The following is a 15225-nucleotide window of genomic DNA, read 5'->3' as shown; positions in this document are numbered from 1 at the left end:
TTAGCTCAGCAGGGCCCGTCGGGCCGGCTTCCACAAAGGATGACTGCAATGTTTGCGCGAAAGGGTGTTTATTCGTCCATTGGCCGCGCAGCCACATTGGCAACAGTTGCCGCGGTGGCGTTGACGGCCGTTGAGCCGACGATGGCGTTCGCAGGCTCTGCTCCGGCGGGCAAGGCGGCCGCTGTGACCACATCGCATGGCACGAGCGGCGCGACCGACATCAGCGCGCGCCGTCGCTACTATCGTGGCGGCGGCGGTGGTGCGGCCGCTGCGGCTGTGTTCGCCGGGATCGTCGGCACGGGTCTGGCGATCGCTGCAGCCCAGAACCGTCGCGACTATTACGACTCCTATGGCTACTACGACGGCGGCCCGGGCTACTACGGCGGTCCCGCCTATTATGGTGGTGGCCCGGCCTATTACGGCGGCGGACCGTATTATGGTTATCACGGCTATTACGGGCGCCGCTCGGCACTGCCCTATACGCCGTACTGACACCGTCGTCGGTTCTCAGAACTGTCACAAAAGATCGAATCCACCGGCTGCGAGGCCGGTGGATTTTTCGTTGTCGGCTCGCCCGTTAACACGCTGGCGACGCGTTTCGATTAGGCTCGTAGGATGAGTGATTCGATCGAGCGGCTTTACCAGGCGGTGATCGTGGCCAAGGATCTTGATCCGGCTACGTCGCGCACGGCACGGCTGTTCCAGCGCGGGCCGGCCAAGATGGCCAAGAAGCTCGCCGAGGAAGCGGTCGAGGTCGTGATCGACGCCGTCAGCGGTAAGCCGGACGCCGTCGTCCGCGAGAGCGCGGACCTGCTCTACAATCTCACCGTGCTGTGGGCATCGGCCGGCGTGAAGCCGGGGGATGTCTGGCGCGAGATGGAGCGGCGCGAGCGGCTGCTCGGGATCGCCGAGAAGCTGCCGAAGTCGCCGGTCAAGGTCTCCAAGTCCCTGCCCAAGACCGCGCCCGTTCCGGTGGTTCGGCGTCGAATTGTCGCGCTGGAGAACCGGCTGCGCAAACGGCAGTCGTAAATCAACCAAATTCGATCCATTCCCGGCATGGACAAATCCGCTCCATGATGGTTCATCGCGCCCATGTTGAAACGGATTTACGACTGGTGCGTCGCGGCGGCCGACAAGCCCTACGCACTCTGGATTCTCGCGGCCGTCGCCTTCGCCGAGAGCTCCTTCTTTCCGATCCCTCCTGACATCATGCTGTTGCCGATGTCGCTGGCGCGGCCGAAGCGGGCCTGGTGGTTCGCGGCCGTCTGCACGGTCGCGTCGGTTGCCGGCGGCGTGCTCGGCTACGCGATCGGCGCGCTGCTCTACGACTCGCTCGGGCAGTGGCTGATCCATCTCTATGGCCTCTCCGACAAGGTCGACGCGTTCCGCGCCTCCTATGCCGAGTGGGGCGCCGTGATCATCCTCGTGAAGGGGCTGACGCCGATCCCCTACAAGCTGGTGACGATCACGTCGGGCTTTGCCGGCTACAACATCTGGCTGTTCATCCTGTGCTCGATTGTCGCACGCGGCGGCCGCTTCTTCTTCGTCGCGGTGCTGCTCAACCGCTATGGCGATGTCATCCGCGCCGAGCTCGAGAAGCGGCTCGGCCTGTGGGTCGCGATCGGCGCGATCGTGCTGGTGCTGGGCTTTGTTGTCGCATTCAAGCTGATCTGACCAAAGTTCTAGCTGTTCGCGTCTTTGCTCGCGGACGGCTTCGGATTACGGTCGTTGCGTTGGCTGATGGAATCGACGACCGGTGAATCTCACGAGACTCAATCCAGCCAAGGCGCGCGTTGCGATGGCGGGCCTTGCGCTGTCGATGGCGCTGCCTGCGACCGACAGCGCACGGGCGCAGACTGCGCCGCCTGCGCTCGGCGTGCAGTCGCCGGCGCAGCAGCCTGTTGAGTCTCCGCAGCAACAACAGATCGAGCTGTCGCCGGCGCCAGTCGAGCGCGAGAATCCCGGACTGATCGACGAAATCGGAAAGCTGTTCGAGAAGTCGAAGTCGGCGCTGCCACAGCTGAAGAGCCCCAGCGAGACCATCAACGATCTGTCGAACATTGCGCGCCCCTCGACGATGGTGACCGGGCGCGCGGCCTGCGTGGTGGCCTCGAACGGCGCGCCGGACTGCAAGATCGGCGCCGACCGGCTGTGCCAGAGCAAGGGGTTCAAGGAGGGCAAGAGCATCGATACCGACGCCTCCGAGAAATGCTCGCCGCTGGTCTATCTGCCGGGCCACAAGCGCGGGCCGAACGACTGCAAGACGGAAAATTTCGTGACACGGGCGGTCTGCCAATAAAGATGGTCGAAACCGCGTCTGGGATGCCAGATGCGCCCGAAAACACGGCATCTGGATGAGGTTTTGTCATCCTTTTTGCAGCGCCGTAACGCAATACTTGACACTGGAAAGATTGCCTTGTTGGTATGACGATCAGCATTCGAGACCAACCAACTTGAGGATCCGCCGCCAATGTCCATGCCTGCTCTGTTCAAGGGCCGCCTGTCTCTTCCCGTGATCGGGGCACCGCTGTTTATCATCTCGGTGCCCGACCTCGTCATCGCCCAGTGCAAGGCCGGAGTGGTCGGCTCGTTTCCGTCACTGAACGCGCGGCCGCCGGAACTGCTCGATGAATGGCTGTACCGGATCAAGGAAGAGCTTGCCGCCTACGACAAGGCGCATCCGGAGCGGCCGTCAGCGCCGTTCGCGGTGAACCAGATCGTGCACAAGTCGAACAACCGGCTCGATCACGACATGGCGCTTTGCGAGAAGCACAAGGTGCCGATGATCATCTCCTCGCTCGGCGCGCGCGAGGAGCTCAACCAGGCCGTCCACGGCTGGGGCGGCATCGTGTTCCACGATGTGATCAACCAGAAGTTCGCGCACAAGGCGATCGAGAAGGGCGCCGACGGCCTGATCCTGGTCGCGGCCGGCGCCGGCGGTCATGCCGGCACGCTGTCGCCGTTCCCGTTCGTGTCGGAGACGCGGCAGTGGTTCGACGGGCCGATCGCGCTGTCGGGCACCATCGCCAATGGCCGCGCCATTCGCGCGGCGCGCATCATCGGCGCCGACTTCGCCTATATCGGCTCCGCCTTCATCGCGACCAAAGAGGCAAATGCGGTCGAGGGCTACAAGAGCATGATCACCAATTCGTCCGCCGAGGACATCGTCTACTCCAATCTGTTCACCGGCGTGCACGGCAACTACCTGAAGCCGTCGATCGTCGCTGCCGGCATGGATCCGGAAAACCTGCCGACCTCCGATCCCTCGAAGATGAGCTTCGGCACTGACTCGTCGGGCGAGCGCGCCAAGCCGAAGGCCTGGAAAGAGATCTGGGGCTCCGGCCAGGGCGTCGGCAGCATCTCCAAGGTGGTGCCCGCGGCCGAGCTAATCGCCCGCTTCAAGAAAGAGTATGACGAAGCAGTCGATCCGGCGCTTGGTTGATGGAGCCGATCTTTCGCGTTGACGGCGACCGCGTCGTCACCAGTCCCGATGCCGCGGGTCCATGGGACCCGCGGATGCAGCACGGTTCCGCGCCGGCCGCGCTGGTGGTGTGGGCCGCAGAAGCCATCCCCACGCCGGTGCCGATGCGGATCGCGCGGGTCACGATCGACCTGATGCGCCCGGTGCCGGTGGCGCCGCTGACGGTCTCGAGCGAGATCCTGCGCGACGGCCGCAAGATCCAGCTCTGCGGCGTCAGACTGCTCGCCGCCGGCGTTCTCGTCGTCTCGGCCACCGTGCTCAAGATCAAGCAGCAGGCGGCCGAGCTGCCGCCGGATGTCGCAGCCCTTCCGGTCGATCTGCCGGGCCCCGACGAAAGCATCGTCGAGCCGGGTAACCTTGCGAACAGTCCGTTCGTGAAGAACATCTCGATGCGCGCCGCGCGCGGCCGCTTCGGCGTGCTGGGCCCGGGCGCGATCTGGTTCCGCGTCAACCAGCCGCTGATCGAGGGCTCCACCGTCTCGCAGGCGATGCGTGCGGTGGTCGCTTCGGATTTCTCCAACGGCGTTTCGCCGGCGCTCGATTTCAGTCAGTGGACCTTCATCAACGCCGACCTCTCCGTGAGCCTGGCGCGCGAGCCGGTCGGGGACTGGGTCCTGCTCGACAGCGAGTCCTGGATCGGGCCTGACGGTGCAGGGCTTGCGATGTCGCGGCTCGCCGACATCAGCGGCTATTTCGGCAGGGCCGTCCAGAGCCTGGTGATCGAGCGGCGCTAGCGCCGGACCGGTTTCACCCACCACGATGGACAAGGGCAGCCCGGAGCGGCTGCCCTTGTGCAAAAATACCCCTGCGGGTCCGGAACGGTTGGCGGCACCAACGAGTTTTCGTCTCGTTAGGGGGTGTCATGACGCGCATCGATCTCGCCGCCGGTTTCCTGGCCAAGGCCGTCCGGCGGCCCTGTCCGTTGCGGGCGGGTGGTATCGGCGCTGCGCGGTGGCTCGGAGCCTCGCGGTGAAGCCCGGCCCGTCCTCGGAACGCGCGGTCATCCTCGCCGCGAGCGAGCGGGACGCCGTCAAGACTGCCCACCTGATCAAGGAAGCCGGTTACTACGCCAACATCTGCGGCGACCTCGCCGAGCTCGAGCACCAGGTCGCGAGCGGGGCGGGCCTTGGCATCATTGCCGACGAGGCGATCAGGACCGCCGACCTTGCCGGCCTGACGCGCTGGCTGAACGAGCAGCCGTCATGGTCGGATTTTCCCGTCGTGCTGATGAGCGAGAAGGGCGGGCCCGAGCGCAATCCCGAAGCGGCGCGGCTCGGCCGCGCGCTCGGCAATGTCACCTTCATCGAGCGTCCGTTCCATCCGACCACGCTGGTGAGCCTGGTCGCCGCGGCGGTGCGTGGCCGCCGCCGCCAGTACCAGACCCGCCAGATACTGGAAGACCTGACCGAGAGCGAAGACCTGTTGCAGACCGCGCTCGATGCCGGCCATCTCGGCGCGCTCGAACTTCATCTGCCGGATTTCGAGCTCGAGGCGTCGCCGACCTGCAAGACATTCTTCGGGCGCAAGCCTCGCGGTCCCTTCACCTATCAGGATCTGCTCGACGCGGTGCATCCCGATGACCGCGCCCGCCGCAGCGAAATCGTCGAGCAAACGCTGCGCACCGGCGCGGATTACCGGATCGAGTATCGCAACATCTGGCCCGACGGCACCCAGCACTGGCTCGATGTCCGCGCCCGCGCGGTGCGCCGGCCCGACGGCAGCATCCGATCGCTGGTCGGGGTCTGCTCCGACATCACCGCGCGCAAGACCGCGGAGATCGAGCGCGAGGCGCTGCTGGCGCAGCTCGCCGCAGAACGCACCGCGCTTGCCGAGCTCACCGCGACGCTGGAGCAGCGCGTCGAACAGCGCACCGCCGACCTGATGAAGGAGGTCGCCGCGCGCGAGCGGGCGCAGGAACAGCTCCGCCATGCGCAGAAGATGGAGGCGATCGGCCAGCTTACCGGCGGCGTCGCGCACGACTTCAACAATCTGCTGATGGCCGTGATGGGCAATCTCGATCTGCTGCGCAAGCGGATGCCGGAGGACCCACGCCTGCGCCGGCTGGTCGACGGCGCGTTGCAGGGCGCCGAGCGCGGTGCCTCGCTGACGCAGCGGCTGTTGGCCTTCGCACGGCAGCAGGATCTGCGCGCGGTGCCGGTCGATCTCGGCGCGCTGGTGCGCGATATGAGCGAACTGCTCGAGCGCTCGCTCGGGCCGCGCATCACGCTGCGGTTGGATATCCCGGACGGACTGCCGGCGGCCTGCGTCGATACCAACCAGCTCGAACTTGCGGTGCTCAACCTTGCGATCAACGCGCGCGATGCGATGCCGGATGGCGGCGTGATCGAAATCCGCCTCGCGGCCTGGCAGGCCAAAAACGATCAGGTCAGGAGCGATCAGGTCAAGGGCGATCCCGCGCTGCAGCCGGGCAATTACCTGAAGCTGTCGGTGGTCGACAGCGGCAGTGGCATGTCGCCGGACGTGCTGAAGCGGGCGATCGAGCCGTTCTTCTCGTCAAAGCCGGTGGGCAAGGGGACCGGTCTCGGCCTGTCGATGGTGCACGGGCTCGCGGTGCAGCTCGGCGGCACGCTGCAGCTGTCGAGCGCGGTCGGCAAGGGCACCACGGCCGTGCTGGTGCTGCCGGTCGCGACAACAGCGCCGGCGGTCGAGACCCCGGCGCCTGCGGCACAGAAGGTCAAGCGCTCGGCGGTGATCCTGCTGGTTGACGACGATCCGCTGATCGCGATGTCGACCACGGAGATGCTGGAGGACCTCGGCCATCGCGTGATCGGCGCCAGTTCCGGACCGCACGCGCTCGATATCCTCAGGAGCGACCAGGAGATCGACCTGATGATGACCGATCACGTGATGCCGGGCATGACCGGCATCGAACTGGCCGCGGCCTCGCGCGAGTTGCGCCCGCATCTCGTTGTCCTGCTCGCCACCGGCTATGCTGAACTGCCCGACGGCACTCAGGTCGACCTGCCGCGGCTGGCCAAGCCCTACCACCAGGATCAGCTGCGCGAGCGGCTCGATCAGCTGCTGGCGCAGGGGGCCGGTCAGCTCACTCCTGTCGCAAATCCCAGCGCTCTCTCACCGTCACCCTGAGGAGCCGCGAAGCGGCGCCTCGAAGGGCGTCGGCCCGGCTGCCGCCGCGATGGGCCGAGACGCACGCTGAGATATCTCGGCCGTGCATCCTTCGAGACGGCCGCTGCGCGGCCTCCTGAGAGTCTGACTCCAAATGAGCTGAGTATTTTCAGGGCGTAGCGAGGCGTCGGGTCAAGAGTCTGAGATGGGCTACGAGGAGCCAGGCGACCTCAGTTGAGGCGGAGCCCTCGAAATCTCTGGAGAGGCGGCGACACCTGCCGAACCACGCGAAGGTGCGCTCGACGACCCAGCGTCGTGGTAAGAGCTGGAAGCCTTTGACCCCAGGCGGCCGCTGAACGATCTCAATGGTCCATGGCCCGCAATGGGAGAGCGCGCCAACAAGCTGCTTTCCGCGATAAACCCGGTCAGCAAAGACATGACGCAGCTTCGGAAAGCGCTCTCGCACGCGCTCCAGTAAGGGGACTGCACCATGCACGTCCTGAACATTGGCTGGGTGAACGTGGACGGCCAGCAAGAGACCGTTGGTATCGGTGACGATGTGCCGCTTACGTCCGTTAACACGTTTGCCCGGATCGAAGCCGCGCGGGCCGCCGGCTTGTGTCGTCGAAGCGCTCTGACTGTCGATGACGGCCGCCGTCGGTGTCGGCTTGCGGCCGAGTTTGCGCCGTGCCTGTCGGACCAGAGCCTTCACGATCCTGTGCCATCGGCGAGTATCGCGCCAAGTATAGAAATAACCTTGCACCGTCGAGTACGGCGGGAACTCCCGCGGCAGAGCGCGCCATTGGCAGCCGGTGGACAGAATGAACAAAATGGCCTCGACCACCTTGCGCAGATCAACCTTCCGCGGGCGGCCCAATCGACGCCGACCCGGCAACTTCCTGGCTATCAGACGCCACTCCGCGTCGGTCATGTCGCTTGCATAGCGCAGTCCGTTCCGCAGATACTGAGCACGAGTGATTTTGGTCCATGGCATGGTGCACTCCCTCGAATCTTTGCAAATCCGAAGGAATCACAGCCGACTGAAATCACTCACTGCTTTTTCGGTCAGGCTCTCAGGATGACGGGATTGAGTTCGGCGAACGTCACCCCACCATGCGGTCGCGGCCGGACCAGAAGCGCGCCTTCAGCACCTTCTTGTCGATCTTGCCGACGCCGGTCATCGGCAGCTCCTTGACGAACTGGATCTGCTTCGGTGCGTGCGCCGAGCCCTTCTTTGCCTTCACGAGGCTGATCAGCTCGTCGGCGTCGGGCACAGTGCCCTCGCGTGCCACCACGACGGCGGTGACGGCCTCGCCCCATTTGTCGTCGGGCACGCCGACCACGGCGACCATCGCGACGTCGGCGTGCTGCGACAAGACATCCTCGACTTCGCGTGGAAAGATGTTGAAGCCGCCGGAGACGATCATGTCCTTCTTGCGGTCGAGGATGAACATGTAGCCGCGCTCGTCCTTGCGGGCGATGTCGCCGGTGTGCAGCCAGCCGCTCTTCAGGGTCTCAGCCGTGATGTCGGGCCGCTTCCAGTACTCGGCCATCACATGCGTGGCGCGCACGCAGATCTCGCCGGCCTCACCGGTCGCGACCTCCTGGTCGTCCTGATCGAGGATTTTCACCTGGCAGGCGGTGATCGGGAAGCCGCAGGACAGGAACAGCTCCGGCGTCTTCGGGTCATGGTCCGCCTTGCGCAGCACAGAGACCGGATAGCATTCGGTCTGGCCGTAGAGCTGCGAGAACACCGGGCCGATCCGCTCGATGCCTTCGACCAGCCGGCTCGGCGACATCGCCGAGGCGCCGTAGAGCAACAGCTCGAGCGAGGAGAGGTCGGTTTTGGGCAGCGCCGGATGATCCAGCATCACATAGATCATGGTCGGCACGAACAGCGTGAAGTTGATCTTCTCGCGCGCGATGGTCTTGAACACGGCCTCTGGATCGAACCCCTTCAGCATGTGCACGGTGCCGCCGCGCATCAGCGTCGGCAGCACCTTGGTGCCGGCGACATGGCTGATTGGCGCCACCGTCAGGTAGCGCGGCGTCTCCGGAATCTCGAAGTCGGCGAGGATGGCGGCGGCGAAGCCGCCATATTCGCGGTGATAGCGCAGCGCGCCCTTGGATTTGCCGGTCGTGCCGCCGGTGTAGTTCAGGGTCGAGATGTCGTCTTCGCAGGCAAAGTTCTTCGCGGTCGCGCTGCCGGCATCCTCGATCACCTGCAACAGGTCGGCGCCGTAATTTGCTGGGCCGAGCGTGAACACGGTCTTCAGGCCGGCGGCCTTCGCGGCGAGCTCGCCGCCACGATCGCGAAACGTGATGCCGTCGACGATCAGCATCTCGGCCTCGGAGTCCTCGATCTGGAACAGCTGGTCGTCGAGCGAGCCGAGCGGATGCAGCCAGGTGATAGCGAGCCGCGACAATTGCGCGGCGACGCCGGCACACCAGCTGTCGGCGCGGTTGGCGGTGAGCAGCGCGACGCGGGTGCCCGGCGCAAAGCCGAGCCGCATGAACACGCTCTGCATCCGTCCAATCAAATCGGTCGCGCCCTGATAGCTGAGCGAGCCGCCCGGCCAGGCGAAGGCCGTCCGCGACGGGTAGCGCGCCAGTGCCCGCAAGGTCTGCTCGCACACCGCCGGAAATGCATAGAGCGGATTGCTCATGTCGTTGTCCCTCCCGCCTTTGTCTTTGGCTTCTCTCGTGCCAATGTTGGCGATGACGCTAACACAATGATGCAGGGAAGAAACAACTTGTCCGCTGATCCTCTCGCGCGTTTTCGCGATCGCCTCCGGTTGCCGCTGATTGCCGCGCCGATGTTTCTGGTGTCGGGCGTCGAGCTGGTGGTAGCTGCCTGCCGCAATGGCGTGATCGGCTCGTTTCCGACGGTGAATTGCCGTGAGACGGAACAGCTCGACGCGTGGCTTGGCGACATCGCGCGCCGCCTGCAGGCGCATGCCGACGCAAGCGGCAGGACGGCTGCGCCGATTTGTCCGAACCTGATCGTGCATCGCTCCAACACGCGGCTGGCGCAGGATCTCGCGGTGCTGCTGCGGCACAAGCCCGAGCTCGTGATCACCTCGGTCGGCTCGCCCGCGCCGGTGCTCGCACCTCTGCACGATGCCGGCGCGCTGGTGTTCGCCGACGTCGCCTCGATCCGTCATGCCGAGCGCGCGGTCGCGGCAGGCGCCGACGGGCTCGTGCTGCTCACCGCGGGCGCCGGCGGGCAGACCGGCTGGCTCAATCCGTTCGTGTTCGTCCGCGCGGTGCGCGCATTCTTCGACGGCCCGATCGTGCTGGCCGGCGGCATCAGCGACGGCCACGCGCTGCGCGCCGCGGAGGCGCTCGGCTGCGATCTCGCCTATATGGGCACCAAATTCATCGCGACGCGCGAGAGCATGGCGGAGGCGAGGTACAAGCAGATGCTGGTCGAAGCGACGGCCGACGACATCCTGCTCACGACGGCCTTCACGGGCCTGCAGACCAACATGCTGCGGCCCTCGATCGAGGCCGCCGGGCTCGATCCCAACAATCTGCCGGCGCGCGGCGCGATCGACATCGGCAAGGACATCGACATCGGCGCCCGTGAAAGCCGCCCCAAACGCTGGCGCGACATCTGGAGCGGCGGTCATTCCACCTCAGGGGTGACGGGGGTGCTCGCGGTCGATGATCTGCTGGCCCAGACGATCGCGGAGTACGAGGTGGCGAGCGCGCGGGTGCGGCTCGCCTGACCCATCAAGTCCCGCCTGTCCGCTTAACGCGGCATTAACCATGCCAGTCCCAACAATAGCGTCACGGGATGGTCCGCCACCGCGGCTGGCCGCCCGGCAGTAGTGGGAATGCGACATGGCTTTTGAGGCGCACTTCGCCAGGGATTCGGCCAAGACCCCGGCATCGCTCGACGATCTCCGGACCCGTGTGTTCTACGCCCTGCAGCGGCATCCGCTGTGCCGCCAGGTCGAATTCGACATCGTCAGCACGCCGCGCACCCGCCGCACCAACTGGACGGTCAGCCTGCACTCGGTCCAGCCCGGCGCCCTCTGGACGGCGCATGAGATCGTGGCCGACATCCAGGAAGCATATGAGCTTGACGCTGCGGCCTGATTTTCGGGCCGTTTCGGGCCGATTTCACCTATTTGGCGCTGTCACGGCACGGTAACGCCGCATTTCTCGCGCAGTTTGCGGCAACACTGGCCGGGAATGGAGTAGTTTTTGACCAGAGCCATCACCCTCGCCGCGCTGACCTGCTTCCTCCTCGCCGGCGCCGCGATAACAGCCATTTTGGGCCGCGACAGCCTGCCCGCGGCGCAGGCCGACATTGGTCCGGTCGCCAATCGCGCCAGCAAGCAGGACAAGCTTGCGGTCACGACGCTCGCGACGGCCGCCTTCGAGGCGCAGCGGCCGGCCGAGCCGCCCGCCAGTCCGTCGCCGCTCCTGCTGCGGGCGCAAGCCGCGATCCCGGGCGCGACCGATACCGTGCGCCAGGCCTATGCCTCCGCCGAGCCTGCCGATATCGGCCTGCCGAAGATCAATGACCCCGTCGACGCAGCCCAGCCGCAGATCGCCGAGCCCGCCGCGCCGGCGCCGGCCGCCCCCGCCGCGCTGCCGAAGCCCAAGGCGGCCGCCAAGCCGGCGCCGCAGAAGACCTACGCCCTGCTCAGCGACGCGCAGATCGCCGGCATCAAGGACCGGCTCAAGCTGTCGTCATCGCAGCAGTATTACTGGCCGGCGGTTGAGACTGCGCTGCGCGCCGTCGCGCGCAAAATCCACGCCAAGCGCCAGGGCGATCCCGCATCGGGAACCATGCCGATCGATCCCGACTCCGAGGAAGTCCAGCAGCTGAAGTCGGCGGCGATGCCACTGCTGTTCCAGCTCCGCGAGGATCAGAAGAACGAGGTCCGTTCGCTGGCACGCCTGATCGGCCTCGAGCGCGTCGCTTCGATGATCTGAGCGGAAGGGTCGGCCGCGCCGACCTGCCGCCGACCATTTTTAATGGGCCTCCAGCGGCCGCAGCTTGTCCACCTTGCCCTGGGTTTCGACGAGCAGTTGCTTCATGAAGTCCTTGTTGCGCTTGAGCCATGGCTCCAGCGTCTGCCGTACATCGCCCGGCGACTTCTTCTCGATGGCCTGTGCAAGCCGGGTCTGAAACGTCCCCCAATCCTTGAACATCTCCTTCAAGAGAGAATCGTCGGAGATGTTGATCGTCGACTTGATGTCGCCGACAGTCTCGAGCTCGCGCATGTTGCCCTGTCGCAGGATCGAATCGAGGTTTTCCAGGCATTCGTGGTAGCGCTGCAGCAGATCGTCCCATCGCTTGGCGCTGAAGTCATCGTCCAGGTTCTCGACCGCGTTGTACAGCGGCTCGAGAAACGACCATCGGAAGCGCCGCGCCAGTCGCAGCAGGATTGAGAGGAAGACGATGTCTTTCGGCATGTTCTGCGCGACCATCAGTCTTGGATCCTCGCTGAATGGCGGCATCGGCACGAAGATGATGACGACCGAGAAAGGCGTGTTGTCGAGATATTCGAGCCGGGCGATGACCGGTTGATACAGCTTCAAATCGCGGAAGATCGGACTGAGGACCTGCTCGCGGTTTCGCCGGCTGGCAATGTCCACGTCGGAAAACGAGTTCGCGACGTAGCTCGTCAACTCGTCGAGCCAGGCGCCACTGTCATACCGATTTTGTGCGCTGAGCAGGTCCTCCCAGTCGAGATCAGCCGCATCGGGGCCGGACAGCAGTGTGGTGGTGGCGGGATCCGCCTCCAGCCTGGCATCCGTCAGGAATCCGCGCGCACGGTCTGACGGCGGCAATGCCTTCAGCGCATCGGCCTTCTGCCGGAACGACAACTCGTCGCTGAACACGATGCGAAGCCGCAGACGAAACAGCTCTTCCGGGCGCGTGATCTGCATGAACTGCGCGTGCAGGTCCTTCACCGCCTCGTTGAAGTCGCGGGCGTGATTGGCGTTCAGTTTCGGCCGCAGCGGCACGGCACCGAAGGTCGGCCGCACGAACAGATCTTCGAGAAACCGCCGGACCTCGTCCTCGCCGATCCCGTAAAACTCGTTCTCTGCCAGCATCGGAAACGACGGCGAACTGTCGACCGAGAACCACAGCACCTTTGACATGAGCTTCAGCGCGCGTTTGTAGCCATCGAACTGGGCGATCTCGGACGCGCACCACGTCCAATTGTGCTCGGCATTGGTGTGAATGAAGATCAGGCAGTCGGCCTTCGCCGTGTTGTCGATCATCCATTGCCGCCATTCCGTGCCACCGGGAATTTCCTCGCAGACAAAGCACTCCACCGAACGCTGACCGTCCAGGCTGCTGAGATATTCGAGCCGCGCCTTCAACAGGCGCGCGAGAAATCTGTCTTCGGCGCGATGGCTGATAAAGACCGAGAAATCATTTGGCATGGCAAATTCCGATCTGCATGAATTTGATGCGACGGCTGGCCGTGTCTCGTCGGCCGAATGCGGCGGCTGCACGTCCTGCCGCGGACTTAATGATAGCTCGTCTCTGAATTGTGCGATCGCCGGGCGCGAAAAAGAAAAAACGCCTGCCAGTGATTTATCTCACTATACCTTAGGGTGTGCCATGTGCAAGATACCCAGGGGACCGGCGCGGGATGCTTGTCGTGCTCCGGTGCGGACTGGCTAAAATTTTTCGAAACTCAGCCGATGTGTCGATTTGAACGCATCGCTTCATTTCATGGCCTGGCGCCGTTCGCGCCTGGATGCACGATCAATTGAGCCTTCGGCCGTGATCGGCCGGCCGTATCGAGATCAGCAAAAGTCATAGTCGGGGGGCAATCATGCCGAAGACCAAGCAGCAGCATCTTGATCGTGAAGCAGGACCGAAGCGGATTTTGGCGCTCGACGGTGGCGGCATTCGCGGCATTCTGACGCTCGAATATCTGGCCGCGATTGAGACGCAGCTGCGCGAGCGGTACAAGAACAACGACCTGTTGCTGTGCGACTATTTCGATCTGATCGGCGGTACCTCGACGGGATCGATCATCGCTGCCGGACTGGCCTGCGGCATGACCGTCGACGCCCTGAAGAAGCTCTATCGCTCGATCGGCACGGACATCTTTCAGGAATCGTTCTGGCGGCGAGGGCTGCTGGCGCCGAAATTCAATTCCGACGCCTTGCAGCGTGCGCTCGATGCGCAACTCGGCGCCGATACGGTGCTCGGCAGCGACCACATCCGCACCGGCTTGATGATCATGACCAAGCGGCTCGATACCGGCAGTCCCTGGCCGCTGCACAATCATCCGGACGCGCCCTTTGCCAAGCAGGACGGCGCGTTGCGGCTGACCCAGGTGGTGCGCGCCAGCACCGCGGCGCCAACCTATTTCAAACCGGAGGAGATCACGATCTCGGCGCGCGACGGTCACACAGTCAACGGCGCCTTCGTCGACGGCGGCGTCAGCCCGTTCAACGATCCGGCGCTGCAACTGCTGATGCTCGCGGCACTCCATGGCCACGGCTTTCGCTGGCATAGCGGCAAGGACAAGCTGCTGCTGATCTCGGCGGGTACCGGCGTATTCAAGGCAACCTATTCGACCGACCAGATCGTTCACATGCCGGCGGCGGAGCAGGGTGTGCGCTCGCTGCAATCGCTCATGGACGATTGCAGCCGGCACAATCACGGCATGCTGCAATGGCTGACCAATTGCCTGACGCCGTGGCCGATCGATCGCGCGGTGACGGATATGATCGCGGACAGCCAGAACGGGCCGCAACTCGCGACCTATGCGCACTACAACGTGCTGCTGGAAGCGGCTTGGCTGAAGGAGAAGCTCCGCATCGATCGGACGCCGGACGCGCTTGCGAAGGTCGCAGCGATGGACGCCCCGAAGAACATGGACGAACTCGCTGCGATCGGACAGCTCGCCGCGAAGGAGCAGGTCAAGCCGGAACATTTCCCACAGGCCTTCGATCTCACGTAGTGCCGCGCGCAGCGGCGTCACAACACGCGGATCCCGGCTTCGACAAGGAATTCGCCATCAGCTAAGTTCGTCACCTGGACACAATGATCCAATCATGAGTCGAGGTGTCGCGATGGCCACGGAACAAGACGCCAAGTCACCGAACACAGTGGTTCTCTTCAGCGGTCACATGATCGATGCGCCAGATCGAAAGACGCCACGCTTTCCCCCGGACAAGGAGCCCGCTGCGGCCGCTGCGATCGCCGACGCGCTTGTGCGGATCGGGGTCCGTGAAGGCGATCTCGCAATCTGCGGCGGGGCCTGCGGTGGCGATCTCCTGTTTGCGGAAGCCGCTCTCGCGCAGGGCATGCGGCTTGAAATCTATATTCCGTTCGATGAGCCGACCTTCCTCGCCGGCTCGGTGGATTTCGCCGGCGGCGATTGGCGTGCGCGCTATTTCGCCGCGAAATCGAAAGCGACGCTCCACGTCATGCCCGACGAACTCGGGCCGCTGCCGGCTGGCGAGAACGCCTACGAGCGCGACAATCAATGGATGCTGGCGCGCGCCGCCCGGTTCGGCGACGAGAAGATCGCCTTCATCTGCCTCTGGAACGGCGAGGGCGGCGATGGCCCTGGCGGTGCGAAGCATTTGATGGAAGAGGCGGGGCGCAAGACGACGTGGATTTACTGGCTGGATACGAGAAAATTATGGGACTGAAGGATTTG

General features: G+C 64.7%; 15 protein-coding genes. 12 read left to right on the top strand and 3 right to left on the bottom strand.

Annotated elements, in window-relative coordinates; translation table 11 throughout:
- Window positions 1-48: 48 nt before the first annotated feature.
- The 7 genes from AAFG07_RS37985 to AAFG07_RS37955 all read left to right on the top strand — a co-directional run bounded on the left by AAFG07_RS37985 (window position 49) and on the right by AAFG07_RS37955 (window position 6589).
- Window positions 49-492: a hypothetical protein gene (locus AAFG07_RS37985; protein ID WP_342724719.1), complete on the top strand. Its 444-nt coding sequence runs from the start codon at window positions 49-51 to the stop codon at window positions 490-492.
- A 123-nt stretch (window positions 493-615) separates the two neighbouring features.
- Window positions 616-1029, top strand: coding sequence for a phosphoribosyl-ATP diphosphatase (gene hisE / locus AAFG07_RS37980; RefSeq protein WP_342724718.1), 414 nt, complete (start codon window positions 616-618; stop codon window positions 1027-1029).
- Window positions 1030-1092: 63 nt separating this feature from the next.
- Window positions 1093-1674, top strand: a complete 582-nt coding sequence (locus AAFG07_RS37975; protein ID WP_212314108.1) for a YqaA family protein — start codon at window positions 1093-1095, stop codon at window positions 1672-1674.
- Between the two features lie 124 nt (window positions 1675-1798).
- A complete protein-coding gene (locus tag AAFG07_RS37970; RefSeq protein ID WP_342729363.1) occupies window positions 1799-2299 on the top strand; it encodes a hypothetical protein in 501 nt (166 codons plus the stop codon).
- 171 nt (window positions 2300-2470) lie between these two features.
- A complete protein-coding gene (locus tag AAFG07_RS37965; RefSeq protein ID WP_212314107.1) occupies window positions 2471-3442 on the top strand; it encodes a nitronate monooxygenase family protein in 972 nt (323 codons plus the stop codon).
- On the top strand, window positions 3442-4215 hold the full coding sequence (locus tag AAFG07_RS37960) for a thioesterase family protein (protein WP_342724717.1): 774 nt from the start codon (window positions 3442-3444) through the stop codon (window positions 4213-4215). Before AAFG07_RS37965 ends, AAFG07_RS37960 begins: the two co-directional genes overlap by 1 nt.
- Before the next feature lie 217 nt (window positions 4216-4432).
- Entirely contained in the window at window positions 4433-6589 is a 2157-nt protein-coding gene (locus tag AAFG07_RS37955; RefSeq protein ID WP_342724716.1) for an ATP-binding protein, read from the top strand.
- A gap of 148 nt (window positions 6590-6737) precedes the next feature.
- Here AAFG07_RS37955 and AAFG07_RS37950 read toward each other — a convergent pair whose 3' ends face one another.
- Both AAFG07_RS37950 and AAFG07_RS37945 read right to left on the bottom strand, forming a co-directional pair.
- Window positions 6738-7562 (bottom strand): IS5 family transposase, encoded by an 825-nt coding sequence (locus tag AAFG07_RS37950; protein WP_342722065.1) that lies wholly within the window; start codon window positions 7560-7562, stop codon window positions 6738-6740.
- Between the two features lie 109 nt (window positions 7563-7671).
- Window positions 7672-9234, bottom strand: coding sequence for an AMP-binding protein (locus AAFG07_RS37945; RefSeq protein WP_342724715.1), 1563 nt, complete (start codon window positions 9232-9234; stop codon window positions 7672-7674).
- 87 nt (window positions 9235-9321) lie between these two features.
- Between AAFG07_RS37945 and AAFG07_RS37940 the strand changes: the two genes are divergently transcribed.
- From AAFG07_RS37940 to AAFG07_RS37930, 3 genes are all read left to right on the top strand, one after another.
- Complete coding sequence (locus AAFG07_RS37940; protein ID WP_342724714.1) at window positions 9322-10299, top strand: nitronate monooxygenase; 978 nt, start codon at window positions 9322-9324, stop codon at window positions 10297-10299.
- Window positions 10300-10414: 115 nt separating this feature from the next.
- Complete coding sequence (locus tag AAFG07_RS37935) at window positions 10415-10672, top strand: hypothetical protein (RefSeq protein ID WP_342724713.1); 258 nt, start codon at window positions 10415-10417, stop codon at window positions 10670-10672.
- Between the two features lie 108 nt (window positions 10673-10780).
- On the top strand, window positions 10781-11518 hold the full coding sequence (locus tag AAFG07_RS37930) for a hypothetical protein (RefSeq protein WP_342724712.1): 738 nt from the start codon (window positions 10781-10783) through the stop codon (window positions 11516-11518).
- Window positions 11519-11557: 39 nt separating this feature from the next.
- Here AAFG07_RS37930 and AAFG07_RS37925 read toward each other — a convergent pair whose 3' ends face one another.
- Window positions 11558-12982: a toll/interleukin-1 receptor domain-containing protein gene (locus AAFG07_RS37925; RefSeq protein ID WP_342724711.1), complete on the bottom strand. Its 1425-nt coding sequence runs from the start codon at window positions 12980-12982 to the stop codon at window positions 11558-11560.
- A gap of 398 nt (window positions 12983-13380) precedes the next feature.
- Between AAFG07_RS37925 and AAFG07_RS37920 the strand changes: the two genes are divergently transcribed.
- Entirely contained in the window at window positions 13381-14520 is a 1140-nt protein-coding gene (locus AAFG07_RS37920; protein ID WP_342724710.1) for a patatin-like phospholipase family protein, read from the top strand.
- A gap of 112 nt (window positions 14521-14632) precedes the next feature.
- Window positions 14633-15217 carry a hypothetical protein gene (locus AAFG07_RS37915; RefSeq protein ID WP_342724709.1) on the top strand — a complete coding sequence of 195 codons (585 nt, stop codon included), beginning with the start codon at window positions 14633-14635 and terminating at the stop codon, window positions 15215-15217.
- Window positions 15218-15225: the final 8 nt, after the last annotated feature.

Source organism: Bradyrhizobium sp. B097 (genome assembly GCF_038957035.1).
GTDB lineage: Bacteria > Pseudomonadota > Alphaproteobacteria > Rhizobiales > Xanthobacteraceae > Bradyrhizobium.
The sequence above is the reverse complement of the archived record's forward strand: the minus strand, read 5'-3'. Positions and strand labels throughout refer to the sequence as shown.

What these genes read in the sequence shown, in the direction of transcription:
- AAFG07_RS37915 (WP_342724709.1), top strand. Translation starts at nt 14,633, where the DNA reads ATGGCCACGGAACAAGACGCCAAGTCACCGAACACAGTGGTTCTCTTC.
- AAFG07_RS37960 (WP_342724717.1), top strand. Translation starts at nt 3,442, where the DNA reads ATGGAGCCGATCTTTCGCGTTGACGGCGACCGCGTCGTCACCAGTCCC.
- hisE (WP_342724718.1), top strand. Translation starts at nt 616, where the DNA reads ATGAGTGATTCGATCGAGCGGCTTTACCAGGCGGTGATCGTGGCCAAG.
- AAFG07_RS37935 (WP_342724713.1), top strand. Translation starts at nt 10,415, where the DNA reads ATGGCTTTTGAGGCGCACTTCGCCAGGGATTCGGCCAAGACCCCGGCA.
- AAFG07_RS37945 (WP_342724715.1), bottom strand. Translation starts at nt 9,234, where the DNA reads ATGAGCAATCCGCTCTATGCATTTCCGGCGGTGTGCGAGCAGACCTTG.
- AAFG07_RS37925 (WP_342724711.1), bottom strand. Translation starts at nt 12,982, where the DNA reads ATGCCAAATGATTTCTCGGTCTTTATCAGCCATCGCGCCGAAGACAGA.
- AAFG07_RS37920 (WP_342724710.1), top strand. Translation starts at nt 13,381, where the DNA reads ATGCCGAAGACCAAGCAGCAGCATCTTGATCGTGAAGCAGGACCGAAG.
- AAFG07_RS37975 (WP_212314108.1), top strand. Translation starts at nt 1,093, where the DNA reads ATGTTGAAACGGATTTACGACTGGTGCGTCGCGGCGGCCGACAAGCCC.
- AAFG07_RS37965 (WP_212314107.1), top strand. Translation starts at nt 2,471, where the DNA reads ATGTCCATGCCTGCTCTGTTCAAGGGCCGCCTGTCTCTTCCCGTGATC.
- AAFG07_RS37970 (WP_342729363.1), top strand. Translation starts at nt 1,799, where the DNA reads ATGGCGGGCCTTGCGCTGTCGATGGCGCTGCCTGCGACCGACAGCGCA.
- AAFG07_RS37985 (WP_342724719.1), top strand. Translation starts at nt 49, where the DNA reads ATGTTTGCGCGAAAGGGTGTTTATTCGTCCATTGGCCGCGCAGCCACA.
- AAFG07_RS37950 (WP_342722065.1), bottom strand. Translation starts at nt 7,562, where the DNA reads ATGCCATGGACCAAAATCACTCGTGCTCAGTATCTGCGGAACGGACTG.